The 21,073-nt window shown below is 59.2% G+C and carries 33 protein-coding genes and 8 tRNA genes; 5 read left to right on the top strand and 36 right to left on the bottom strand.

What is annotated here, in order from left to right; genetic code table 11:
* Positions 1-33: 33 nt before the first annotated feature.
* The 7 genes from HHL21_RS12155 to HHL21_RS12125 all read right to left on the bottom strand — a co-directional run bounded on the left by HHL21_RS12155 (position 34) and on the right by HHL21_RS12125 (position 2,413).
* Positions 34-357 carry an HNH endonuclease gene (locus HHL21_RS12155; protein WP_169466145.1) on the bottom strand — a complete coding sequence of 108 codons (324 nt, stop codon included), beginning with the start codon at positions 355-357 and terminating at the stop codon, positions 34-36.
* Positions 358-567: 210 nt separating this feature from the next.
* Entirely contained in the window at positions 568-981 is a 414-nt protein-coding gene (locus tag HHL21_RS12150) for a hypothetical protein (RefSeq protein ID WP_169466143.1), read from the bottom strand.
* 79 nt (positions 982-1,060) lie between these two features.
* Positions 1,061-1,513: a hypothetical protein gene (locus HHL21_RS12145; protein ID WP_169466141.1), complete on the bottom strand. Its 453-nt coding sequence runs from the start codon at positions 1,511-1,513 to the stop codon at positions 1,061-1,063.
* Positions 1,513-1,707 (bottom strand): hypothetical protein, encoded by a 195-nt coding sequence (locus tag HHL21_RS12140; protein WP_169466139.1) that lies wholly within the window; start codon positions 1,705-1,707, stop codon positions 1,513-1,515. Before HHL21_RS12140 ends, HHL21_RS12145 begins: the two co-directional genes overlap by 1 nt.
* Before the next feature lie 106 nt (positions 1,708-1,813).
* Positions 1,814-1,975 carry a hypothetical protein gene (locus HHL21_RS12135; RefSeq protein WP_169466137.1) on the bottom strand — a complete coding sequence of 54 codons (162 nt, stop codon included), beginning with the start codon at positions 1,973-1,975 and terminating at the stop codon, positions 1,814-1,816.
* Positions 1,972-2,142, bottom strand: coding sequence for a hypothetical protein (locus tag HHL21_RS12130; RefSeq protein ID WP_169466135.1), 171 nt, complete (start codon positions 2,140-2,142; stop codon positions 1,972-1,974). The genes HHL21_RS12135 and HHL21_RS12130 overlap by 4 nt, the downstream gene beginning before the upstream one ends.
* A 109-nt stretch (positions 2,143-2,251) precedes the next feature.
* Positions 2,252-2,413 (bottom strand): hypothetical protein, encoded by a 162-nt coding sequence (locus HHL21_RS12125; protein ID WP_169466133.1) that lies wholly within the window; start codon positions 2,411-2,413, stop codon positions 2,252-2,254.
* A gap of 95 nt (positions 2,414-2,508) precedes the next feature.
* Between HHL21_RS12125 and HHL21_RS12120 the strand changes: the two genes are divergently transcribed.
* The gene (locus HHL21_RS12120; protein WP_169466131.1) at positions 2,509-2,715 is read left to right on the top strand and encodes a hypothetical protein; all 207 of its coding nucleotides are present in this window, start codon (positions 2,509-2,511) and stop codon (positions 2,713-2,715) included.
* Here the strand turns inward: HHL21_RS12120 and HHL21_RS12115 are convergent.
* From HHL21_RS12115 to HHL21_RS12015, 21 genes are all read right to left on the bottom strand, one after another.
* The gene (locus HHL21_RS12115; protein WP_169466129.1) at positions 2,699-2,986 is read right to left on the bottom strand and encodes a hypothetical protein; all 288 of its coding nucleotides are present in this window, start codon (positions 2,984-2,986) and stop codon (positions 2,699-2,701) included. The two genes, HHL21_RS12120 and HHL21_RS12115, sit on opposite strands and share 17 nt — an antisense overlap.
* A gap of 83 nt (positions 2,987-3,069) precedes the next feature.
* Positions 3,070-3,145, bottom strand: a tRNA-Gly gene (locus HHL21_RS12110).
* 7 nt (positions 3,146-3,152) lie between these two features.
* Positions 3,153-3,240: transfer RNA gene (locus HHL21_RS12105), tRNA-Ser, on the bottom strand.
* An 8-nt stretch (positions 3,241-3,248) separates the two neighbouring features.
* Positions 3,249-3,334 (bottom strand) — tRNA-Tyr (locus HHL21_RS12100).
* Between the two features lie 6 nt (positions 3,335-3,340).
* Positions 3,341-3,426: transfer RNA gene (locus tag HHL21_RS12095), tRNA-Ser, on the bottom strand.
* 8 nt (positions 3,427-3,434) lie between these two features.
* Positions 3,435-3,511: transfer RNA gene (locus HHL21_RS12090), tRNA-Leu, on the bottom strand.
* A 6-nt stretch (positions 3,512-3,517) separates the two neighbouring features.
* A tRNA-Leu gene (locus HHL21_RS12085) sits at positions 3,518-3,595 on the bottom strand.
* 153 nt (positions 3,596-3,748) lie between these two features.
* Positions 3,749-3,836, bottom strand: a tRNA-Ser gene (locus HHL21_RS12080).
* Between the two features lie 272 nt (positions 3,837-4,108).
* Complete coding sequence (locus HHL21_RS12075; protein WP_169466127.1) at positions 4,109-4,492, bottom strand: hypothetical protein; 384 nt, start codon at positions 4,490-4,492, stop codon at positions 4,109-4,111.
* On the bottom strand, positions 4,489-4,992 hold the full coding sequence (locus tag HHL21_RS12070; protein ID WP_169466125.1) for a hypothetical protein: 504 nt from the start codon (positions 4,990-4,992) through the stop codon (positions 4,489-4,491). The genes HHL21_RS12075 and HHL21_RS12070 overlap by 4 nt, the downstream gene beginning before the upstream one ends.
* A gap of 31 nt (positions 4,993-5,023) precedes the next feature.
* On the bottom strand, positions 5,024-5,302 hold the full coding sequence (locus HHL21_RS12065) for a hypothetical protein (protein WP_169466123.1): 279 nt from the start codon (positions 5,300-5,302) through the stop codon (positions 5,024-5,026).
* A gap of 202 nt (positions 5,303-5,504) precedes the next feature.
* The gene (locus HHL21_RS12060) at positions 5,505-5,840 is read right to left on the bottom strand and encodes a hypothetical protein (RefSeq protein WP_169466121.1); all 336 of its coding nucleotides are present in this window, start codon (positions 5,838-5,840) and stop codon (positions 5,505-5,507) included.
* Positions 5,840-6,763 carry a PriCT-2 domain-containing protein gene (locus HHL21_RS12055; RefSeq protein WP_169466119.1) on the bottom strand — a complete coding sequence of 308 codons (924 nt, stop codon included), beginning with the start codon at positions 6,761-6,763 and terminating at the stop codon, positions 5,840-5,842. The genes HHL21_RS12060 and HHL21_RS12055 overlap by 1 nt, the downstream gene beginning before the upstream one ends.
* Entirely contained in the window at positions 6,760-7,464 is a 705-nt protein-coding gene (locus tag HHL21_RS12050; protein ID WP_169466117.1) for a Rha family transcriptional regulator, read from the bottom strand. The genes HHL21_RS12055 and HHL21_RS12050 overlap by 4 nt, the downstream gene beginning before the upstream one ends.
* On the bottom strand, positions 7,461-7,841 hold the full coding sequence (locus HHL21_RS12045) for a hypothetical protein (RefSeq protein WP_169466114.1): 381 nt from the start codon (positions 7,839-7,841) through the stop codon (positions 7,461-7,463). Before HHL21_RS12045 ends, HHL21_RS12050 begins: the two co-directional genes overlap by 4 nt.
* Before the next feature lie 11 nt (positions 7,842-7,852).
* Positions 7,853-8,047: a helix-turn-helix transcriptional regulator gene (locus HHL21_RS12040; protein WP_169466112.1), complete on the bottom strand. Its 195-nt coding sequence runs from the start codon at positions 8,045-8,047 to the stop codon at positions 7,853-7,855.
* 700 nt (positions 8,048-8,747) lie between these two features.
* Positions 8,748-9,449 carry a hypothetical protein gene (locus HHL21_RS12035; protein WP_169466110.1) on the bottom strand — a complete coding sequence of 234 codons (702 nt, stop codon included), beginning with the start codon at positions 9,447-9,449 and terminating at the stop codon, positions 8,748-8,750.
* Positions 9,450-9,522: 73 nt separating this feature from the next.
* The gene (locus tag HHL21_RS12030) at positions 9,523-9,912 is read right to left on the bottom strand and encodes a hypothetical protein (protein ID WP_169466108.1); all 390 of its coding nucleotides are present in this window, start codon (positions 9,910-9,912) and stop codon (positions 9,523-9,525) included.
* Complete coding sequence (locus HHL21_RS12025; RefSeq protein WP_169466106.1) at positions 9,909-10,292, bottom strand: hypothetical protein; 384 nt, start codon at positions 10,290-10,292, stop codon at positions 9,909-9,911. Before HHL21_RS12025 ends, HHL21_RS12030 begins: the two co-directional genes overlap by 4 nt.
* A complete protein-coding gene (locus HHL21_RS12020; RefSeq protein WP_169466104.1) occupies positions 10,289-10,654 on the bottom strand; it encodes a hypothetical protein in 366 nt (121 codons plus the stop codon). Before HHL21_RS12020 ends, HHL21_RS12025 begins: the two co-directional genes overlap by 4 nt.
* A 198-nt stretch (positions 10,655-10,852) precedes the next feature.
* The gene (locus tag HHL21_RS12015) at positions 10,853-11,038 is read right to left on the bottom strand and encodes a FitA-like ribbon-helix-helix domain-containing protein (protein WP_169466102.1); all 186 of its coding nucleotides are present in this window, start codon (positions 11,036-11,038) and stop codon (positions 10,853-10,855) included.
* 121 nt (positions 11,039-11,159) lie between these two features.
* Between HHL21_RS12015 and HHL21_RS12010 the strand changes: the two genes are divergently transcribed.
* From HHL21_RS12010 to HHL21_RS12000, 3 genes are all read left to right on the top strand, one after another.
* Positions 11,160-11,543 carry an Arc family DNA-binding protein gene (locus tag HHL21_RS12010; protein WP_169466100.1) on the top strand — a complete coding sequence of 128 codons (384 nt, stop codon included), beginning with the start codon at positions 11,160-11,162 and terminating at the stop codon, positions 11,541-11,543.
* A 258-nt stretch (positions 11,544-11,801) separates the two neighbouring features.
* Entirely contained in the window at positions 11,802-12,263 is a 462-nt protein-coding gene (locus HHL21_RS12005; RefSeq protein WP_169466099.1) for an excisionase, read from the top strand.
* Between the two features lie 4 nt (positions 12,264-12,267).
* Positions 12,268-12,492, top strand: a complete 225-nt coding sequence (locus HHL21_RS12000) for a DUF4224 domain-containing protein (RefSeq protein WP_169466097.1) — start codon at positions 12,268-12,270, stop codon at positions 12,490-12,492.
* 56 nt (positions 12,493-12,548) lie between these two features.
* Here the strand turns inward: HHL21_RS12000 and HHL21_RS11995 are convergent.
* The 3 genes from HHL21_RS11995 to HHL21_RS11985 form a co-directional block, all read right to left on the bottom strand.
* Positions 12,549-12,638 (bottom strand) — tRNA-Ser (locus HHL21_RS11995).
* 123 nt (positions 12,639-12,761) lie between these two features.
* Complete coding sequence (serS, locus tag HHL21_RS11990) at positions 12,762-14,057, bottom strand: serine--tRNA ligase (protein WP_169466095.1); 1,296 nt, start codon at positions 14,055-14,057, stop codon at positions 12,762-12,764.
* A gap of 109 nt (positions 14,058-14,166) precedes the next feature.
* The gene (locus tag HHL21_RS11985; RefSeq protein WP_169466093.1) at positions 14,167-14,367 is read right to left on the bottom strand and encodes a hypothetical protein; all 201 of its coding nucleotides are present in this window, start codon (positions 14,365-14,367) and stop codon (positions 14,167-14,169) included.
* Positions 14,368-14,591: 224 nt separating this feature from the next.
* On the opposite strand from HHL21_RS11985, the gene HHL21_RS11980 reads away from it, so the two are divergent.
* Positions 14,592-15,206, top strand: a complete 615-nt coding sequence (locus tag HHL21_RS11980; RefSeq protein ID WP_169466091.1) for a hypothetical protein — start codon at positions 14,592-14,594, stop codon at positions 15,204-15,206.
* Here the strand turns inward: HHL21_RS11980 and HHL21_RS11975 are convergent.
* The 5 genes from HHL21_RS11975 to HHL21_RS11955 all read right to left on the bottom strand — a co-directional run bounded on the left by HHL21_RS11975 (position 15,193) and on the right by HHL21_RS11955 (position 20,967).
* The gene (locus HHL21_RS11975; RefSeq protein ID WP_169466089.1) at positions 15,193-15,864 is read right to left on the bottom strand and encodes a hypothetical protein; all 672 of its coding nucleotides are present in this window, start codon (positions 15,862-15,864) and stop codon (positions 15,193-15,195) included. The two genes, HHL21_RS11980 and HHL21_RS11975, sit on opposite strands and share 14 nt — an antisense overlap.
* 11 nt (positions 15,865-15,875) lie before the next feature.
* Complete coding sequence (locus tag HHL21_RS11970; RefSeq protein ID WP_169466088.1) at positions 15,876-18,011, bottom strand: hypothetical protein; 2,136 nt, start codon at positions 18,009-18,011, stop codon at positions 15,876-15,878.
* Positions 18,011-19,750: a hypothetical protein gene (locus HHL21_RS11965; RefSeq protein WP_169466087.1), complete on the bottom strand. Its 1,740-nt coding sequence runs from the start codon at positions 19,748-19,750 to the stop codon at positions 18,011-18,013. Before HHL21_RS11965 ends, HHL21_RS11970 begins: the two co-directional genes overlap by 1 nt.
* Before the next feature lie 46 nt (positions 19,751-19,796).
* A complete protein-coding gene (locus HHL21_RS11960) occupies positions 19,797-20,321 on the bottom strand; it encodes a hypothetical protein (protein WP_169466086.1) in 525 nt (174 codons plus the stop codon).
* A gap of 91 nt (positions 20,322-20,412) precedes the next feature.
* The gene (locus HHL21_RS11955; RefSeq protein WP_169466085.1) at positions 20,413-20,967 is read right to left on the bottom strand and encodes a hypothetical protein; all 555 of its coding nucleotides are present in this window, start codon (positions 20,965-20,967) and stop codon (positions 20,413-20,415) included.
* Positions 20,968-21,073: the final 106 nt, after the last annotated feature.

The raw sequence follows: 21,073 nt of genomic DNA, 5'->3' as shown, positions 1-21,073 counted from the left end.
GTTTTTTATCTATCAAATCGCACAGCAACATAATCATTCTGGCACCGGCCATCCATCCTCGCCGATCTGCACCTTGGGGCGCAGGGCCTTCCCCTGCTCTTCCTCGGTCTTGATGTCGTGGCAGGGCTTGCAGATCGCCTGAAGGTTATCCGGATGCTCAGTGCGCTCCTTACTCCACTTGAGCTTCGCGGCATTAGCCTTGCTCATGATGTGGTCGACGATGTTCGTCGTGGTATATGCGCCCTTCTTCAAGCAGACCTGGCACAGACCACAGTCACGCGCCAGAACGACCTTGCGTACCTGGTCCCACTCCTTCCCGTACCCGCGCTCATGCCTGCTCTTCGATCCCCAGGCCATGTCACCCCAAGTCCAGCGCCACAGTCACGCCTGAAACGATGACACTGGGCCGCATATCCCTTAGACACTCCTGCGTCCGCACATCAACGCCCTTCACGCCCACTCCAGTGATCTTGGTGAATGCCGCCACCTCTGCGCCTATCAGGTCACGGATGCGGGATTCGAGGGCTCGCTTGTCGGCTGCAAGCTGGGCTAGTGCGGGTTGGATGTTCATGTTGGCTGGGGTATGTGCGGGATTGGTCCGCCGCGCCACGTCGTTGCGGTGTCCGGACTGCCTGCATCGGTGCGATCAGTCGGCGATTCAGGCTGGCTGTTCAGCGCATCGCGCGCTGCCTTGATGAAGAACTCGGCCGACCTGATCGCGTCCTCAATCTGTGTCGCGCACCACGCTGCCTCGCCGCGCTCAAGGGACACGCGGGCATCAGCGATCCTATTGAGTGCCAAATGGATCTGCGGCATAGGCGGAGGGGACGGGGAAGGCTTGACCATACGGCGCGGCCAGACGACCGCAGGGCTGTGATAGTCGCAGCGCGTGCAGTTATGGGCGCCAGCAATGCCAAGCCTTTCGCCAACCGCCACGAGCTTATGGCCGAACACGGCGCACTTGATGCGTTGCCAGTTCATAGGGGCCAGACGGCAAGCGATGCAGCCACGACCACAAATGCAGGGAATGCCAGCATCTCGATCATGTCGGTGATGACGTTCATGCCTTGACGACTGCCGCCACCGACATCCCAGCATCGAGGACCAGAACATTGACGCCATCAGGCAGCGACTTCTTGGCGCGCTCTGCAATCTGGTTGCGCTGATCGGTCGTGAGCATGCTTGGGTGCGCGATGATGACGGTATCGCCGCCAATCATGCTCAAGGTTGTTCGTGTGACGCTGGCTGCACTGGGATCTTCGACAGGTTTGCCAGTAGTCATGCCGTCCACAGCAGCGGACATGCAATCGCGAACCAGCTTCTCGCGGTAGGTGTTGGCAACATTATCGAGGAAGTCAAACGTGCCGGCGTCGTGATGGCTGATGCCGAGCGCACCGATCAACGACACAATGGCATCTTGAATCGCGTCTCGCGCAGCACTGACATTCGGCTCCACATCACGTCGGATGCGGCGCTCGATCATTTCGCTCAGGTTGTATTTGCATTCACCCATCACCACTCCCTCTTCCCCGGCACAAGCGCCGCAGTTGCCTCAATCGTCGATCCCTGCATGCCGTATCCCTTGGCGCGCAGGATGGAATGGGCCTTCTCGCACTTGCTAAGCTGCTCGGACAGCGATGCGATCAGGGCATCATTGCCCTCGGTCACAGCCTTGCGGATCAAGTCATCCCAATTTCTGACGTTCATACGTTCTTTCCCGTGCCTGGCGTGTGCTGCTGTGCCGCCGCTATATCGACCTGCATCATGCCTAACTGGATCAGGATGCGGAGCCAGATGGCCTCGGCCTCATTGGTCATTTCCATACGATCTTCGGCTTCAGTGCGCGGTCGATGATGCGCAACAGCTTCTTCTCGTCTACCTCGCAGCCTGTCAAGGCGCAGAACGCGGCGAGCGTGTAAAAGTACGGTGTCAGCCACCATGCCTGCACTACCTTGATGGTGAAGTCGGCTTTCATACGTCAGGCATCTTGTCGATGAGGCTTAGGGCATCGGCTGCGACCACGCGGCACCGAGCCATATCTTCCGTGATGCGGCGGATATCGGCACGGTGCTGCAATTCCTCCTTCATTGCCCAAGCAAGAAGGTTCACGTATGGGGAGCCATAGTCAATGCGGGGCATCATGGTTGGTCCCTATACGGCCAATTCCGCGATACCTGCGCCGGTTGCGATGGCACTGGTGCGGGAGGGTTCTGGCTGCACAGGATCAGCATTAGGGCCAAGAGGCTCATGGTCAGTCCTTCAGGCTCTTGACATCTGCCGCCAGGTCTTTGGCAGCCTCGGCGAATGGCTTCACAGCCGCGCCGGTTAGGTCGATCACCACTTCAACGGGCGCGAGAATGACGGTTGCCATGTCGCCGGCGAGGTCTGTCAGGGACTTAAGTAATCCGAACATGGCAGGCCTTTGGAGAATTGTTCAAATATCGGGCAGGTGTTGCCAACGTGTTATCTTGTTATTTCCACGCAACAATCAACGCGAAAGGTAATTCCATGGACTATGAAAAAATGATGCTTGCTGTCGAAGTGCGCAAACTGGCAGTTGTGCTGTACACGGAAGCCTTTGCCGAGGAAAGATCGCGCGACCAATCGGTCACCAATCACAGTTACTGGCGCGGCAAGCATTCGGTGATGTCATTTGTCCCTGAGGCCTTGGCTCAACTCGAAGCGATCGCAGGCCAGATCAGTGACCACGAGTAAGTAGCCCGTTCTCGACGTACCACATGAAGCTCGTAAGCAGCTCGTTGGTGCGTCGCCACTCAGCCAGCATCAATGCTGGCGTTTCGCCCGCCACTAGCTCGACACCTTGGACTGACACCGCAGCAGGTGCGCCAATCGAAGCAACCGCAGCAGCGGCCTCTTGCGCCGCAAACTTGATCTGGTCCAGTCCCACCAGGGCGAATGAAACACCCTTGAGCTCCAGCGCGAGTTCGATCGTGCCGGCATTCTTCGGTTTCGATTCTTCGTTCATATGAGCACCTACGAATAAAAAGCCGCTGTCGCAAATGCGGTCAGCGGCGAAGTCCGGCGCTTGGTAGCGCAGGAAGGGGGAGATGGAGCGGAATGACGGGATCGAACCGTCGACAGCCTGATTGGAAATCAGGCGCTCTACCGGCTGAGCTAATTCCGCGTTGAATTGGCGGTAGCACAAGGATTCGAACCTTGGGAGCCTTGCGACTCTACGGGTTAGCAACCCGCTGCTTTCGGCCTCTCAGCCATGCTACCGTTGAAACTGGTGGAGCCTGATGGAGTCGAACCACCTAGGAACAAGCCTGCTTGCGGGTTACAGCCGCACCCCTTACCGTCCGGGCCAAGCTCCGTTTATTGGCGGAAGATGAAGGAATCGAACCATCAACCATCCCTGATTGCCACGGTTTTCAAGACCGCTTCGCGCCCTGCGCGGCATCTTCCTTTTACCTTGGTGCGAGAGACCGGACTCGAACCGGTAGTTCAGGGAGCTTAAATCCCTTGCCGTTACCAATTAGGCCACTCTCGCAAAACTTGGTACCCCCGGTCAGATTCGAACTGACACTGAACGGCTTCTAAGACCGCTGCCTGCTACCAATTGGGCTACAGGGGCAAAACTGGCGTGGTGGCCGGGAACGCCCAACCCTGCGCTAGGCGCTTGACCACACGGCTGACGAATGTGCCGCACGGTTTTGCTATGCTGGCCCGTGCCAAGCCTCGAACTTTCGTCATGCGTGTAGTCACTCGTTTCGTGAGTGAGGCGTATTGGCGGAAGCGGCGCGATTCGAACGCGCGGACCCTTGCGAGTCTATCGGTTAGCAACCGATTGCCTTCGGCCTCTCGGCCACGCTTCCTTGATCTGAAAGCAGAAAAGCCACCTCTAGGGCGGCTTCTGGGTTCGTACCCAAGCTATCTGCTTGGTGGACAAATAAAAAGCCCGCGACCGTAAGGTGGCAGGCTTCGATTTTCGGGCGCGACGTGTCATCAACGTCTCGGCTTCAGGTTGGCCGCTGCCCTGCTCCGCGCTTGAGCGCTCGGCTTGAATTATGCATGCCGGGTGATTCGTAAAGCATGCAGTGCGTCAATTATATACATGTGTTTACAAACAGTGCAACGCATTTCATCGTTATCCGGAATATTGTGCGGGAAAGCTTACCGGCCATGCCAATGACTCCTCGTCATCAGCAGTATCGCAGCCCTTTCCAATTCCAAGAGCCGCGGCGAGATCACCGGACAGCTGGGTGCTGGCCTCTATGTCGGGCGCATCCTCCAATACGGGCACATCTGCCTCGGGATGTGCTGCTTTGAAAAGATAGCCAAGGGGATTGCGCACCAATCCACAGATAGCTCTACCGTCCCGCGTTTCTAGCGCAACACACGGGCCGGTCATGCAGCGCAGGAACTCTTGAGCAAGTTTGCATGGCTCCATAGTGCAGCAGTAGCCGCAGCCGTTGCATGGCTCGCCGAATTTAGGTTTTTGAAGGCCGGTTTGAAAATTCATCTTCGTCACAACTCCATTTCCGACGCAAGGCGCTTCATCGTTTTGCCGGCCGCATGCGCCGACATAGCGTTAAGAACCTCGACCATGTCCTCGACCAGGTGGATCAGGTTGTGCTTTGCCTCTACGGCACGCTTGGCAGTACCGCCACACGCTTTGCACACGTTATCCGACATGACCGTAGGCGCGCCCCTCACGGCCTCGTAGCCGCGACCTGTGCACACCGGACACACATCGTTGAGCCAGTGATTGAGCGACAGGCGCGCGACCTTGCGTGGGCTGACATCCGCCGGCCAGGTGCGCACCGCTGCTTTGCCCTCCACGATCGTGCGCCAATCCTCTAGCAGTGCTGGGTAGGTGGTCGCGTCGCCCGCGTACTTGACCCGGAAAAGTCTAGTTCCCAGGTCGCGGCACAGCGCCGCAGCGGCCAGCACCTCTGTACTGTGATGGTGAGCGTCGTCGCGCAGGTTCGAAGAGCTGACGGCAAGGGTGTATTTATGGATCACGTTCACTGGGCGGCTCCGGAATATTTGGTCATCATGATCATTGGCTCGGCTGAATATCGTTTCCATGCACAGTTAGCCGTTGACCGCACTCGGTCTCAATGCGGTAGTAGCAGCGGCGCTCAGTGACGCCTAAGAATCTCGCGCGCTTCGTGTCGATGGAGGTGGAGACCCATAAGGGGAACGGTGCTCCGCGCTCTGTGTTCGCCATCTTGGAAAGCCCGGCCGAAAGAACGCGGCGCGCAAACTCATGCGTGAGCGGACCCGCATTCATCGCTGCTTCGATCATCGCTTCGGTAATGTCCGTTCGTATGCTCATGATTCCCTTCAACTGCCAGAATTTTCTGGACGTTAGGTTTTGACTTGGCTTTTGGTGTTGCCGTTGTTCGTGGTCTTGAATCTTATTTTCCTGGTACTCGGGGTTGCCTGTTATTGCGGGTGGAGCGTCGCAATATCTGTTCTCTTCTGTATCTGTTCTGTTCTAGGGCGTTACAAAACCGTTTCTGTAACGTTTCACTCGATTAGTGCTTCGGCTTGGTCGTCGCTTTCTTCGCCTCTCGGTGCCTTGCAACCCTTGCCGTACTAGTGTCGGAGACGAATTGACGCTTGTCCCAGTTGAGCAACTTCCAGCGATCATCGATGAATCCTTTTGCCAGAAAGATGGCCTTGGTTTCGGCCACAGCAGCGGCATCGATTCTCAGCGCCCACGCTATTTCCGTTTCATGTAACGTTTCAAGGTCGTTACTGCAACGGAGGCACATCAGCATCACGTAACGACGCTGCATCACCTCATCAAGCATCTGCACTTTGGGGTCGTTCGCGAACTCGCTGTACATGCGGAACCAAGGATTAGCCATTAGCCAGACCTCCGGCGCAGGTCGATGATCAAGCGGCAAAGCTCAACGATGCCGGCGCGTTGATGCAGATCGTTCGCATCCTCGCCAATGGCATCGCTCATGCAGTAGGGAAGGCCCGTATCCTTCGCCGCCGCCTCGCCAGTAAGGGTTTCATCGTTGTCAGCAAATACGAATGCCCGGCCCTTTGCGAGGGTTCCGACATAGGAGAGGTTGTACGCGCTGAAGCAGACCGCCACGCTCGCGTTTAAGCGCAGCCTGCGGAGCGCCATTTCGACGCTGAACCCGGTTGCCAACCCCTCGCAGAAAAACGTCTCCTGAGCCCGCTGATTGCCCAGCCAGAGCACGCCGCCCTTGGCACGCGCGCCCCACTGCATTTCCTTGCGCCACCTCTGCTGGTCTGCGCACCAGTCGATCCGCTGCGAGCCGACCAGCTCACCGTTGAGGAAGTCGTACATCGGCGCGATCAGGGTCGGCCCACGCACCAGGGCGATCGCGTTGGGCAGGCCCTTAAATACGAGGTACGGATGCGTCGATGGCTTGCACTGAGCGAGGTGCCGCGTCGTCATCGCAACGGCGGAGGTGAAGGCGCGCTTCTTTCGCGCTTCTTCGGTAAGGTCCTCAGGCGGAATGCCGCCGGGCTTCGGGATCAGTGGCTCGGCGCCAAACTCGGCGTAGCGCCAACCGTTCGCTGCCGCCTCGCGGTATAGGGTGCCGATGCGGATCTGGCCGGCCGAGCCAATGCTGCGCCACACGGCCAAGGCAGCGTTACGGGAGTAAGAGGCCGCACCTTTCGACCAATCGTTCCAAAGATCGAATCCGTCCTCGCCGAACTCAGACTTGAGGGCCATGGCCGCCCTCACCCAGGTTGCTCGTTCAACCGGCGCGATGTGGTTGAGGGCGCTTGCTGCTTTCGCGTGGCTCATTTGGAAATTTCCTCCAGCGCGGCGTCGAGCGCGCTGATGTGGTAGCAGCCCACCCGACCGAATCGGCTATCACTGACTTGGTCGATTGCGATCCCGCGCTTCTTGCTGATCATTGACGCCTTCCTGCCCAAGCGCGTAAGTTCGATCTTGCTCATCGGGATCTCCCTGAAGATCGAATAACCGAGCGCGGTGAATGACTGCACGCTGGCGATCGCGGCCACTTGGTTTGCCTCAATGCGGGCTATACCCTGCTGCATCGCCACTTGCGTGGCTGCCAGCTCGTCCTGCCGGGCCCGGATGGTGGCGTTCTCGCACATCAGCGCAACCAGCGCGCGGTGCTCGGGTGGCAGGCTGGCGAGCGGGTCAGGTGCGGCCGTCAGAGCTGCGCGCATTTCAAAGAAGCCTTTGACGAGCGCCATCTTAAAATCTCGCACCTTGTCGCTGTTCCGCATGTAGGCGATCAGTACGGACGATTGCCGCTCGTTCAGCATGGCGTACTCGGTCGACTGTGCAAAGCCGCCCTGTGGGAGCGGCCTACCCTGCTGGATTTCAAATCCGACAGGGCCGAACATCTTCAGGTCTGCCAAATACTTGCGCGCCAGCTTTATAGTCGATTCGTGCGAGCTGCCCGTTCCTTCAGCAATCGCCAGTGTGGTGGTGACCGGCTCGCCATTCTTAATGATGATCGGGCCGCCGCTCATGATGGACTCCGATCAGTCGCGCACACGCCGGTCGCGTTCACTCGGGCAGCCTTACGGCACGCCGTCTGTAGCCGACGACGCAGGTTGTATGCAATGCGTTTCTCGCGCTCACTCGCCGCGTATTGCTTCTCCGTCGCCGCCAGGATATCTGCATGATCCGGGTTTCTCGGATCTAATCGCCCTTCGATTCGGCCATGCTGCGCCTCGAAGTCGTTTAAAGCATCGAGGTATGTCCAGCGGGCGATCTTGATTTTGGCCTGCTGCTGCGAGTCCTGAATTGCGAGGACCGCGACCTCGATTAGCAATCCGATTTGCGAAGCGGAGACGTACGGGGTCACCGCCGCCGGGGTGCCGGCGGCGTTATGAGATTTGGTCATGGTGGCGCCCCTTACGGTTTAGAGGCGTTGATGCAGGACTGTTGCCAAGCAGCGATGGTCGACAGGGGCCAAGCGACCGATCTCGCACCGATTTTAATTGGCGCAGGGAATTTGTTTTCTCGGATGTCGCCGTAGATGGAGCTGCGTCCGCGCCCGGTAAGCGAGATGACTTCTTGCAGTCGCAAGAACTGTTCTTTGTTATTCATTTTGCCACTTTCATAAAAGCGGCAAGAGTCCCCGATATAGCGCAAGTCTTCGCGAACGACGTAGGACACCGTAGAACAAGTGATATACGTAGCCGTATTACATGCGCTATACTAATTCTGTCCCGTCCAGGGATGACAAAATCATTTGGCGCTCTTGCCAGATTCGTGGGCTCCATCGCCTTGTAACTTTGGAGCCCACACCCCACCACTCTCCAGCAAAACAACCTTCTCGGCGTTCTTTGCCTTCAACGTTACCGTTTTGGCTGCTGTTGGACTGATTATATAGAGTTGACCCTTACTCACAAGATCCACGCAGCACAGTTGTCACTCGGTCAACCTGTCTAAATAGAGTCCATTAAGCTGCATTAGTGCACATATGTCGCCCTTTCGCCCACAGAACCACCAAAAGAACGCATAAGACGGAAGAAACCTATGCCGATAAAATCTAAGGAAGTTCGACTACTGGTTAAATAAACAGGCATTTCGACGACCGTCATTACCGTGATCTGTTCGATGTGGAGGTCGATCTTGCCGTCGATCTCCGTGAACTGACAGCAGGTCTTGCGGCAGATGACCCGACGGTTCCGTTGATCGTTGTTTGCCGTCCAAAACTAGTCAGCGTAGTCCAGAACGAGCCGACAGAAGAATGGTAGCAATGACTGATACCCTGAGGGCAAGGGGTTTTACCCTCAGGGCAGCATTACTTAGACCTGTCTATGGGGCATGCGACCCGTTCAACAGCCTTGGCCTCTGCCTCGCTAAGGTCATATCTTGTCCTTAGCTCGCGGACAATTACATCTTGCTTCGGCGGTGCGGTCAGGTCGGTCCAATACTCTTTCTGAACCTCGACAGCGATGCTCAGCAGTCCGGAGTCGTAGAGTGGCGCCGAGCTTTCCAAAAGGTCATCCATTAGGAACTCGATAGCTGCATACGCTGCTATCAATTGATCCCTCCGCATTTCTGACGTGCCTCGCTCCACGTAAAGGTCCAGCACGTCTACCGATTCAAAGCCTGAAGCGTCGGCGGCTACTTGCTTTTCGAGACAGACACCGTCAATTGACGGACTTTCTTGTCGATGATGTGCAATCCACTGTTCCGTCGACGGCGGATTTCCGTTCACGTCCATGCCCTGGCAGTTCCAGAACTCCGCGCCCACGTCCCACCGGGCTTCGCCGTGAACTTTCTCCGCGCCCGAATCGGTAATAGCAAACACATCAGTTCCGTGCGCGTTCGCCGTTACGATATCTTCGACGGCCCGAACAGCCTGAATTTTCGGAATGCCTCGATGCAGCATTACCGCATATGTAAGCCGACGCAGCGTTACAAGATCCTCGCGTCGGACTTGGGTTGGCTCAGCAGAATCCACGGCCTCAGGCCTTTTAGCGCGCTCTATCTTCATCAAGATGCCTCCGAATTGTTTGTCTGCAATAGTCTACGCCAGATCGCATGCCCCTCGGTAGCGCCAGCAAAGTTGCTCATGCCGGCCCTCCTTCATTTTCGTTCCGCACAATGACGTCAACAAGCTCTGAGATCTCATCGGCCAGCTGCTGGGCCAGCCACAGCAGGTCGCAGGGGCCATCTTGGCATTGAGCCCGGAGCAACAGCTCAGCAAGCTGGTCAGCGACTAATGCGTCACGGTTCGATTGCGCTTTGAGCTCATCAGCCAAGCGGCCCGCTAACGAGATCATTGGCGCCGAGTGATTGCCAACTGGAATCACGCGAAGAATCGCTGCCAACTGCCCGGCCCGCATGCCGATCTGGTCTTCGCGGTCGAAAGCGGCGACGTGCACCGTGCTGTAGGGGGCGACAAAAATGAAGATGCGCTCGGGCGCCGCCTGCGCTGCCAGGTCATTAAGTGCGCTCATGCTTGCCCCCGGTCGTTGAAGCCCATCGCGGCGCCGTCGATCTCGTCGGCGATGAGTTCGCAAATGGCGGCCGTCATGTTCGTCAGTCGGCTGATAGCCAAATTGCTTAGCGGCGCTTCGCTGGTTGGATCATCTGGATCGAACTGATCTTCGAGTACCGGGTTGCCGGCCACAATGCGCATCACGGTGCCGAGACCGGAGAGCACGGTGTAAATCGTGTTCAGTTGGCTCATGAGTTGGCCAGCGGAGCCACTCGCGTCAATCGTTCTTTCATGGAACTGGCCGTATCTGTTTTCCAGGTGACTGACCCGGCGCGAAGAGATTGCGGCTTTGATTTGCTCGATTGCTTCCGGCGTGACTGGTGGCTTAGCGCGGCTCATGCTGCACCTCCGCAAGCGATAAACGCCGTGGCCACACCGATATCGTCGATATAGCGACGCGCTGCACGAAGCGCAGATTCTGCCGGGCGGACGTTGCCGGCGTTGACGCACTCTTGCAGCCCGAGGCTCAGCAAGTCAGCAATTGCTGCGGCAGCGAGGTCGATATCGTCAACGCTATCGAGGATTGCATCGGTGTCGGGACGCGTGGACGAGGGTGTGGCGAGCGCTGCGGCGATCTCCGTGCGCCATGGATGGTCGGCGCCGTGGCCGGTAGCGTCCATGTAAGAATCGAGGCGAGCGAGCACAGCGCGCAACGAATTTGATTGTGTTTTTTGATTCTTAGTGATATCGTCTGATTTCATTGTATTTTCTCCAAGATGCAGTGAGCCATAACGACCGTAAATTCTCTAAAATTCGCGGTTGAAATTATTGGTCTGGTTACGCCCAGATTGATAAAAAGCTGATTTTAGGAGGCGACCGCCAAGTCGCCTCTTTTCACATCAGTGCTACATTTGGTTAGTCAGTAGCTATCTCCTTTCTATTTGAATTGGTAACAGCAATTACGCTTGCGGCTTATCGGCGGGCATCTCCGTAGCAGCCAGGCCACTCTCGATAAGCAGCAGGAGCTCCGCATTCAGCGATCGCCGGTTCTGCGCAGCCCTCGCCTTCAGCTTCGCCTTCAGTCCGGCGTCGAATCGCAAGATGTACTTTTCGCCAGCCTGCGCTGCGCGTGTCGGGGAATCCATGCTCACTCCTTGATATGGCTCAATGCCATACAGACTATAGTGGATCAGCTCGCTTGACAAGCCATATTTATGGCTCATTGCCAGCATTTATTGAATGGCTATATGCCAGTATGCTTCTACCATGACAAATGAGAAGCCGAAACGCACAGCACAGGTCGCCGACAAATTTATTGTTCGGCTGCCACCGGGCATGCGCGATGAAATTTTCGCTGCAGCGAAGGCGAACAATCGATCGATGAACGCTGAACTCGTAGCTAGACTGGCTAAGTCGTTCAATCCGATTGAGGATGAAGAGGACGTGATGCGAGCAGTGCATGCCATCATCCGGCATTCAGCTAAATTCAACGTGGATGTCTCTGTCAACTTCTCGGGTTCTCCAGAGAGCCTTTTGGCCAAGGCAATTCAAAATGGAAGCCTGCCCGCCGATGCCACGCTGGAGGATCTAGCCGACCCATCGGCGGCCCTGGCTCGAATTTCTCGCGCTGCAGTTAAGTCAAAACGCTGAACTCGACCAGGACGGAGCAGTGAACTACGCTATCGGTTGGGTCGCACTTGAGCGATACACAGCGCTTACCGGCGACACCATTGATGCAGTCATTGGCCCGGCGAACGGCTGGGCAATGGACCTTGGGAAAACAGTGCAAGATTTTGGAGGGTCGATTGTGGGTCAATCTGGCCGCGGTGGACCAGTGGATTGATGGTGGCGCGCGGGCGATCTGCCGAATCCGATAGAGTGGCTATCCCATCTGCTGCGGCAAATACTATGACGATCATACTGGCACGCGAGAGGCTTTACACGGCCGTGTGGATCACACCTATCGGCCAACTCGCGCGCCAGCTTGGAATCACGTCAGCACGGCTCAGGGACGCTTGCATGACGATGGCGGTACCGTTGCCTCCGCTGGGCTACTGGAACGCTCACAAGGCGGGCAACAACCCGATCGCGACGCCGCTGCCGCCGCACAACGGACTATGTGAGGTTCGTATCGGCGCTGAGAAGCGCGTAAGTCCACCGAGGACAGTAGCGCCGGCAACTAAGCCGGCATCCGTCGCACAGCCGCGCCTGGTGCCAATAGCGGTATGGGCGGCGATGGTGTTCGGTGAGCACGCGCCCCACTCCAACACGCTGCTGCGGTGGATTCACGACGGCCGGATTCAGCCGCAGGCTAGGAAGATTGGGCGCAAATGGTGGGTGGCGCCAACCGCAGAATATCGAGAGGACTGAAGTAATGAGCGAAACGTTCCTAACGCGCGACGAGGTAGCGGAACTGACAGGTCGGAAGAACAAGCGCCTGCAGGCAGAACACCTACGTAAGCTTGGCTTGCCTTTTTGGATCAATGCAGCGGGCGCCGCGGTGGTGCCGCGCTCAGCAATTGAAGGCACGAGAACACCAGCGCCAGCGACGAAGCCGAAGTGGGAGCCATCGGTACTCCGAAAATTGGCGTGTGGGTAGAGGTGTGGGTACGCCGAAATGAAAAAAGCTCCTTCATAGGAGCTTTTTCACTTAACTGGCGGAAAGGGTGAGATTCGAACTCACGGTACGCCTAAACGTACGCCAGATTTCGAGTCTGGTGCATTCGACCACTCTGCCACCTTTCCGTTTCCTGGTCTAACTACATTCGCTTACTGCTGCGAAGACAAGATTATAGACAAGCCTCACAGAAAACGGAAGAGCGAAATTCAAAAAAATCCGAATATTTTCTCTCCCGCATCTTTTTTGCGTCAGGCTGCCGCAGTGAGGCGCTCCATGCCACCCATGTACGGGCGCAGCACTTCCGGAATCACGACGCTGCCGTCGGCTTGCTGGTAGTTTTCCAGCACGGCGACCAAAGTGCGCCCTACCGCCAGGCCGGAGCCGTTCAACGTATGGACCAGCTCAGGCTTGCCCTGCGCATTGCGGAAACGTGCCTGCATGCGGCGCGCCTGGAACGCTTCGCAGTTCGACAGCGACGAAATCTCACGGTAGGTATTCTGCGCCGGCAGCCACACTTCGAGGTCGTAGGTCTTGGTCGCGCCGAAGCCCATGTCGCCGGTGCACAGCGACATGACGCGATATGGCAGGCCCAGCGTCTTGAGGATGGTTTCGGCGTGTCCGACCATTTCTTCCAATGCGTCGTACGAAGTTTCCGGATGCACAACCTGGACCATTTCAACTTTGTCGAACTGGTGCTGGCGGATCATGCCGCGCGTGTCGCGGCCATAGCTGCCCGCTTCCGATCGGAAGCACGGCGTGTGCGCCGTCATCTTCATTGGCAGCTGGTCGGCGGCAACGATTTCGTCGCGCACCAGGTTGGTCAGCGATACTTCCGAGGTCGGGATCAGGTAGAAGCTCTCGCCCTCGCCTTCCGCGCCGCCCTTTTTAACCGAGAACAGGTCGGCTTCGAATTTCGGCAGCTGGCCGGTGCCGCGCAGCGAGTCGGCGTTGACCATGTACGGGGTATAGCATTCGGTATAGCCGTGCTCGCCCGTGTGGGTGTTGAGCATGTACTGCGCCAGCGCGCGGTGCAGGCGGGCGATGCCGCCTTTCATCACCGAGAAACGCGAACCAGTCAGCTTGGTCGCGACGTCGAAATCGAGGCCGAGCGGGCCGCCGACGTCGACGTGGTCCTTGACTTCGAAGTCGAACACAGGCGGCGTGCCGACCTTGCGTACTTCGACGTTGCCGGTTTCATCGGTACCGACCGGCACGGATGCGTGCGGCAGGTTCGGGACCGATTCCATGAAGGCCGCCAGCCTGGCTTGCACGTCGGCCAGCGCGGTTTCGTTTGCCTTCAGCTCATCGCCCAGGCCGCCGACTTCCGCCATCAGGGCCGTGGTGTCTTCACCCTTGCCCTTCATCATGCCGATCTGCTTGGACAGCGAGTTGCGCTTGCCCTGCAGTTCTTCGGTGCGCGTCTGGATCGCTTTACGCTCCGCTTCGAGGGCGTTGAAACCTGCCACGTCGAGCTGGAACTTGCGGGTCGCGAGGCGCGCCGCGACGTTGTCGATGTCTTTGCGAAGTAATTGGATGTCTATCATTTGTCGGGATGGGCGGATGTGGCGAAACCGCAATTGTACCAAGCCGACCGGCATTTCCTGCGAGTTTCACGATGCTGCCTGCAGCGCCGTGCCCGCTACCGCGTTTCGATCAATCGAGCTGGGCTTTTTCGGCGGCGGTCAGGCGTTTGCCTGTGATGACGACGACTTGCATGTTGCTGTCGGCAGCGGTGGCGACTTGCACTGCGGTGGCGGCGCGGTAGTGCGGCACTTCGGCCGTTGCGTAGGCAGCAAACGTGCACAGGGCGGTGGCTGCGAGGAAGACGGCTTCGGCGTTTTTACGGATGTTCATGGTCTGCTCCTGGTGGGTGATGCGCGTTGGTATGGTGGTACTTTAGCCATCCGCAGCGCCGGTAGCCACCGGCTTGCGATGAAGCGCCAGAATCGCGGAACGAGCTGCAAAAATCGCGGATTGAAGTCGTTTCCGGCGCATCGGCATGCGACGAGATTGATCGCTCGCAACTCCGCGCTGCGAGGTCCACCTAGCATGCAAGGATGTTATTGCGGAAGGCGACCATGCCCACACTCTCCCCGTCCCTGCTGCGCCTGTTCTCGACGGCGCTCCTTGCCTTTCCCGCGTATGCGGGCGCTGCGCCGGCGACCGACGGCATCGGCTGGCAATGGGGCGAATGCGCGCGGCCGCAGTTCACGGCAGTGATGGTCGCGCTGGACAAGGGGTTCGGCGGCTACGCCATCGAGGTGGCTGGAGAAGGCTACTGGATCGCGATGACCGAGCGAGCGACGTTCGTGCTGCAGGTGGCTGATACGCGCGAAGCCATTGCGCGCATCAAGATCTCTCGCCCTCCGGTTGCGGAGTTCGACGAACAGGCAGGATGGCGCGAACGCTGGCTACAGGATGTGGCGGCGCGCTCCGCCGTAACGATGGAGCGCCGCATGCTGGCGGGGGGAGTGGAACTTCTGTCCATGACCAAGGGCACCCTGGCCGGCAAGTTTGTCGGCGTGTCTTTAATCGTGGATCGCCAACGCAAGATATTTGCTGAACTGGACTGGCGCCGCATCGAGCGCTATGCCAGTCCGGCCGACGTCAGCGAGATGCAGGAAACGGTGTGGCGGCAATTGCTGCCGTGCGCGTTCCCTGCGGTTGAACCGGCGCTGGTTAAGAGAAACTGACTTCCACTGGCTTCGAGTCCGCCTTCACTGCAGGTACCTCGATGTTCGCGCCCTTGGCCAGCTTGCCCACACCCACCATGAAACCGCCCGCATCGCTGACAACGCGGCCCAGCACAGGCAGCGCGTCTTTCACCGGCATCATCTTGGTCACGTTCATCGGATTCGCGCCAGCTTTTTGCAGCAGCGACTGGCCGGTCTTGGTCAGCACGACTGCCTGCAGGCTGCCGATGCCGAAGTTCATCAGCGCGTCGCCGATCTGTTTCTTCTTGGCTGCGTCCAGCTTGCCCATCTGTTCCTTGGCTTCGCCCGACTTCACCCGACGCTCCAGTTCGGCTGCGTTCGATTCATACAGCTCATTCAGCTTGGCCTGCTTTTCGTTGACGTTGGTCAGGGCGTTGGCGGCGTCGAAGGCGGCGCGCCTGGCTTCGCTTTCACCAGCCGACAGGAAGGCGGCGTTGATGGCGATGACCGAACGGCTGGTCAGTTCGCGCAGTGCATTGCTTTGGGTAACAAAGGTGCTGATGTCCGCGCTGATGTCGGTATTGCTGCCGGCGCTCTTGGCGCCGAGCATGCCACCCAGGCCGCCCAGCTGGGCGTGCGCTGCGGAAGCGGAAAGCAGGCAGGCGGTCAGTACAGCGACGTTACGAATTTTGCTCATGAGGTTTTCCCTTAGTTTTGGTTGAGTTTATTAATGAGATCGGACTGCATGGACAGTCCATTGCCTAACTGCTTGTAACCGTAGTACGAGCTCTTGTTTGCCGACGGGAAGCCGCTGTACTCGGTCTTCAATCCGGCGCTGATGCTTTTATAAACTTCGCTACCCTTCTTCAGCCGCGTAACCAGGCCCATCGTCACCGTGGCCTTGCAGTTGTCGGCGCTTTCGCAGGCGGCGGCATCCTCGCGGATCACGTAGCCGGGCTGGCTGCACACCTCGATCTCCGGGCGCTCGACCTGCAGGTCGAACAGGCCCAAGCCGAGCAACTGGTTGGTCGTGGCGTAGAAGGCAGGATCGCCGATGTGGCTGGCGAACTTTTTCGACTGGTACAGCGCGTGCCGCACCAGGGGCGCCAGGTACGGGGCGTCGACCAGGTTGTTCTGCCCGATGAACGGCCCCTCGTCGCAATCCACGATCCTGGCGACGCCAGGTACTGCCTGTGCATACAAACGCACCAGGTCGCCGCGGCGCGGCGCCGGCAAGGACGGGTTGGTCGCCGAATACGGCAGCCCCAGCAGTTCGCCTTCGGCCAGCAGGTCGGCCGCGCCTGCGCCGGTCTCGAGTTCGAGCAAGGCCGGCTTGCCGCGTACCATCGCGTCGAGCGGATGCAGCACAGTGAAGCTCAGCTTCCCGGACGTCGGCATGCCCGCCAGCCCTTCGACCCAGATACGCTGCTGGTCGACCTTGACGACCTTGTAGTCCTTGGGTGCAAAGCGCACTTTCGCGATGAAGTTCTGCGCCAGTTTTCCGGTCGCATTCTTCAGCGACACTTCCTTGGCCTCTGCAAAGCCGAGGCCGGCGCCGTTAACCTTGTCGATCGCGTAGTCGTTGTCGCCGGCTTCGGAATAAATCACCTTGCCGAACTGGTCGATCACCTGCGCCGTGACCAGCGTATGGAAGCGTTCCGACGTCTTGGTCCCGCCCGCCCCCGACAGCGTCGCAAGCGGCGTCAGCACAGGCGTGAAACGCAGGAAGAAATCAGGCGGATCCTTACGCTCACCCGAGGCCTGGGTCATGCTTGGATACTTTTGCCAGGTGACGCAGTTGGCCGAGCGCGTAACCAGTTGCTTGGTCTGCGTGAAGTGCACGTCGACTGGGCTCAGCTGGAATGACGCGTTGAAGCCGATGTCGCGCGCGAACATGTCCGATACCGCGCTCGCCCATTCGTTGCCCGGGCCGGCATTCACCACCGGCATCAGGCGCGGCTTGCGGCTGTCGTCGGCCGCGGTCTCGAACACAAACTTCAGGCTGTCGCCCACCGAGACCGAACCGGCCACCGGCTTGACCACGGCATAGCCGCTGTCGGCATACAGCACGTCGAAGATGTAGGCATTGCCTGCGCTGTCGCGCGCTTCGACCTGCTCCCCCTTGACGAAGCCTGCCTCGACGCCCTGGTCGGCGACAAAGTATTTCCCGTCCTTGCCCACCAGCTTGACGACCACGTCCTTCGGGTTGAACGCGGCGCGCGCCGCTGCCACCAGGCTGCCGACCTGGGCAGTGACGTTCTTCATCAGTTGTGCGCGGATCACGGCATCGGCCGCGCCTGACGCGTACTCCGCCTTGCTAAAGCGGAATGGCGAGTACGCGGTCTCGCTCATGGTGTAGACCACCTTGGCCAGGTTCGGCTTGACGAACTGGAGGCTCAGCGTTACCGGGATCAGCACTTCGATGTTGTCGTCCTTGACGACTTCATACAGCGAAGCGCGGGTCACGCCGATCACGACCGCGTAGGTGTCCGCCACGTTGAACGACGGCGCTTGGCGGCACTGCCCGTTGTCATCGTTAATGAACTTGTAACCGCTGCCGATGTTGGTGTCATACACCTGTTTCGGATGGATCAGCGAGCCCGGATAGGCCTGCCCCAGCTGCGCCACGAAATGATCGACCATCGCGCGCTGGGCCTGCTTGCCCGGCTCGCCGCCGAACAGCCGGTCCAGCACGCGCGCGTCGACCAGCGGACGAGCCGCCCTGCCCTCGGCAGACACGCCCTCGATCTCCTGTACAGGAAACAGGTGGAACGACGCGGCGGCCGCGCCCGAGCACGCGGCCAGTCCGAGGACCAGCGCCGCGATGCGCGCTGCGGCTGCCATCAGAACACCTCCGGGCATTTGCCTTCGATGCAGAAGATCATGTTGTTGCCGCGCTTGGCGAAGGTGGCGTTCTTGTAGGCCGAGTTGTCGGCTTCCGCGACGGCGTCGATCAGGTCTTCCACCTGCTCGGCGAAGTTACCCTTGGCCGTTACCTTCCAGCGGCGCATTTCCTGGGTGGCGTTCTCGTCGTCGCCGACGTCGACCACGCCATTGATTTCTTTCAGGCGCGCCGAGAAATCGCGGCGCAGCTTGGCCGGCACGCGCAACGCGCTGTACAGCATCACGTTGTAGGTGCGGCCGCGTGTCTGCGCCATCTGCACTTCACGCTGGGCGGTTGTGCCGACCGTGTCGGCCAGGCTGCGCGCCAGCGCTTCGGCCAGGTTCGAGCGGCAGTTCTGGTCGGACGAGCCGAGCGCGCGCTTGCCGATGGTGCCGGAGACGAAACCGTCGCCGGTGTCGACGTCGGACGAGGTCAGCGCCAGCTGGCCGGCGCACTGCACCTGGCCGCTCGACGTCTCCCCTTCCGACTGCATCACCGCTTTGCCGTACACCAGGTACTTGGCGCGGTAGCCGGGCTGTGCGGCTTTGGCGAGGTAGGCGCCGAATTTCTGCTGCTTCTCGATCTCCGACACGGTCAGGCGGCGGCCGCCTTCGACGCGGAAATCGCGCTCGTCGGTGAAGCTCAGGCCGAACTCCTTGACCACTTGCTGCAGCTTGTTGCTGATCAGCGCGGACGTGTCGTCGGCCGGCTTGGCGTTATCGATGCCGGCGAATACCTGGCGCACCTTCAGGTTCACCACGTCGTTCTGGCGTTCGACATCGTTTTGGCGGGTGGCGTAGCTCGACGCGCTGGACGACTTCGATGCGCTTGCGCTCGCCGACGATGCCGCCACCGCTGCCGACGACGACGAGCTTCCTGCCGCCGACGACTTCTGCGCCGCAGCGAACTGGGTGTCGCGCGCCCCTGCGACCTTGGTGTCGCGCGCGCCGGCTACCTGCGTGTTGCGCGCGGCGGCGCTTGCCCCGTATCCGTCGCGGTAGGCGGCCGAGCCCTGGTCGGAACCCGAGAACGATTGCTTGTCCGAGCCTGCGAACGATGCGCGGTCGCGCCCGGCGGCCGATGACGACGAACTGGCGGCATAGGCCGACTTGTCCGACGCCGCCGCCGCAAAGCTGGACTTGGCGGCGCTGGCCGATGCGCTCGACGCGCTCTTCGCGCCGGAACTGGTGGCGGTGCGGTCCGACATCGAGCTCTTGTCGTGCGAATAATCGATCTCCGTGAGCAGCGGCTGGGACGGATCGAGCCTGGTGCCGACGCCGTAGTATTCATCGATCAGGAACAGCACCTTGGCGCCCTCGCTGGCGTTCTGCGAGGCCACGCCGAGCGAGCGGGTCAGCTCCATGAACTGCACCGAGTCGACGGTGAGCACGGTCTTCGCGGTCAGCACGTCGCCTTCGGCACTGAAGCTGGTGCGCATGCTGTCGACCAGCTGTTTGCGCAGGTCGACCAGCGCGTTCTGCACCTTCGGCTCGTTGACGTTCGCGCCGAGCTTCGTTTTCAGGATCGACGCGACTGCGTCGTTCTCGGCACGTTCGCGCACGATGCGGCGCGCGTTGATGACGTCGCCGCTTGCCTTGATGCTGACTTCATGGAGGCCATTGGCCGACAGCGGCTCTGCGTGGGCGGTTCCGACGATTCCGAGGGCGAGCAGAGCCGATACCAGTAAGGTTTTTTTCATTTTTTGAGTCTCAGGTGAGGAGGAAAACGAGGGCGCCGCGCGTGGTTTAGTCCGGCAGCATGACCGAGACGTCGCCTGCGCTGGCTTCCACGCCGGCCGTCGCGTTGACGGCGCCGGAAGCGGATGCAGCGGGTGAGGCGGCCGCATCCGGGCCAGGTGCGTCGATGCCGGCGGCGAGGGAGGTGAAGCGAATATCGGTGCGAACTGGCTCGAGCATCGGCTCGGACATCAGCTGCACGTTGCTCACGGCGCCGGCCTTGAAGGCCTCGCCCGCATATTTAATTGCCAGGTCATGGTTGCCGAGTTTTGCGCTGGCTTTAGCGAGGGCCCAGGCCAACTGGCCGGACTTATCCTCATGATCGTTCAGGAACGCGATGCCCTCGTCCTGCGCTTCCTTAAACTTGCCTTCTGAAATTTTCCCATTGACGCTCGCGGTGACGTCCTGCGCATCGGCAAAAAATGCGCCGCTGATTTTTGCGCCGGCGTGCTCGTCGCAGCCAACCTGCAGGCTCATCAGGCCAACCATTGCAGCCAGGGCCGACGCGTGTACCAGTTTCGAATTGAACTTCATGCATTGCTCCTATTGTTCTAATATTTAGAACGAAACTCTACATAACAAACCGGTTTCTGTACAGAAATTAGTTTAACTCTGGTAATATTTTTTACGGGTGCTGGGTAGCCGGGCGTGGCGAGAGCATCGTGAGCAAGTACTTTGCCGAATACAGCACGATCAGCGTACCCGCGAGATCGCCCGCAGCCATGGCCAGGAAACCCCAAAGCAGGTTATCCTGTCCGCGAAGCGCGAACCAGAAGTGGTGCAGTAACGGGCTCGCGATCGAGAACGCGACGGCATAGGCCAGCAAGCGCGTGGGCGTCAGGTCGGCTAGCGATGTGCGCGCCCCGGCGAGCCACCCGGCGGCCCGGTAGACCAGGTAGGGAGCCGCAGTGGCGACAATACCGCCGACGAACGAGCGCAGTACGTCATCCGGAAAGAAATACAGGAAGCAGACGCCCCACGAGACCAGCAACAGGCCAACCGCGCCCGCCTCGGCAAATAGCAGGATACACAGCAGGCGCATGCCGGCCGGAAGGTAAATCCAATTGATGCCGGGGACGAATTCGAGTTTTGTAAACAGCAGTTCGTTGACGAACAATGCGGAGCAAAACAGGACAACGGTAGCAGCAGCCATGCACAGGTTCAGACGGGCTTGCGACATCGATGAGCTTCCCTTAGTAAAAGCGGCACAAAACGGACGTATATAAGCTAAAAGTATATACATCCGGGAAACAAGTTGCAATTAATCAATTAACGCAGCATACCAA

The organism is Massilia polaris (assembly GCF_012927275.1).
In the GTDB taxonomy this organism is placed as follows: Bacteria; Pseudomonadota; Gammaproteobacteria; order Burkholderiales; family Burkholderiaceae_D; genus Telluria_A; species Telluria_A polaris.
Note: the sequence above shows the minus strand (reverse complement) of the source record. Positions and strands in the feature narration are given on the sequence as shown.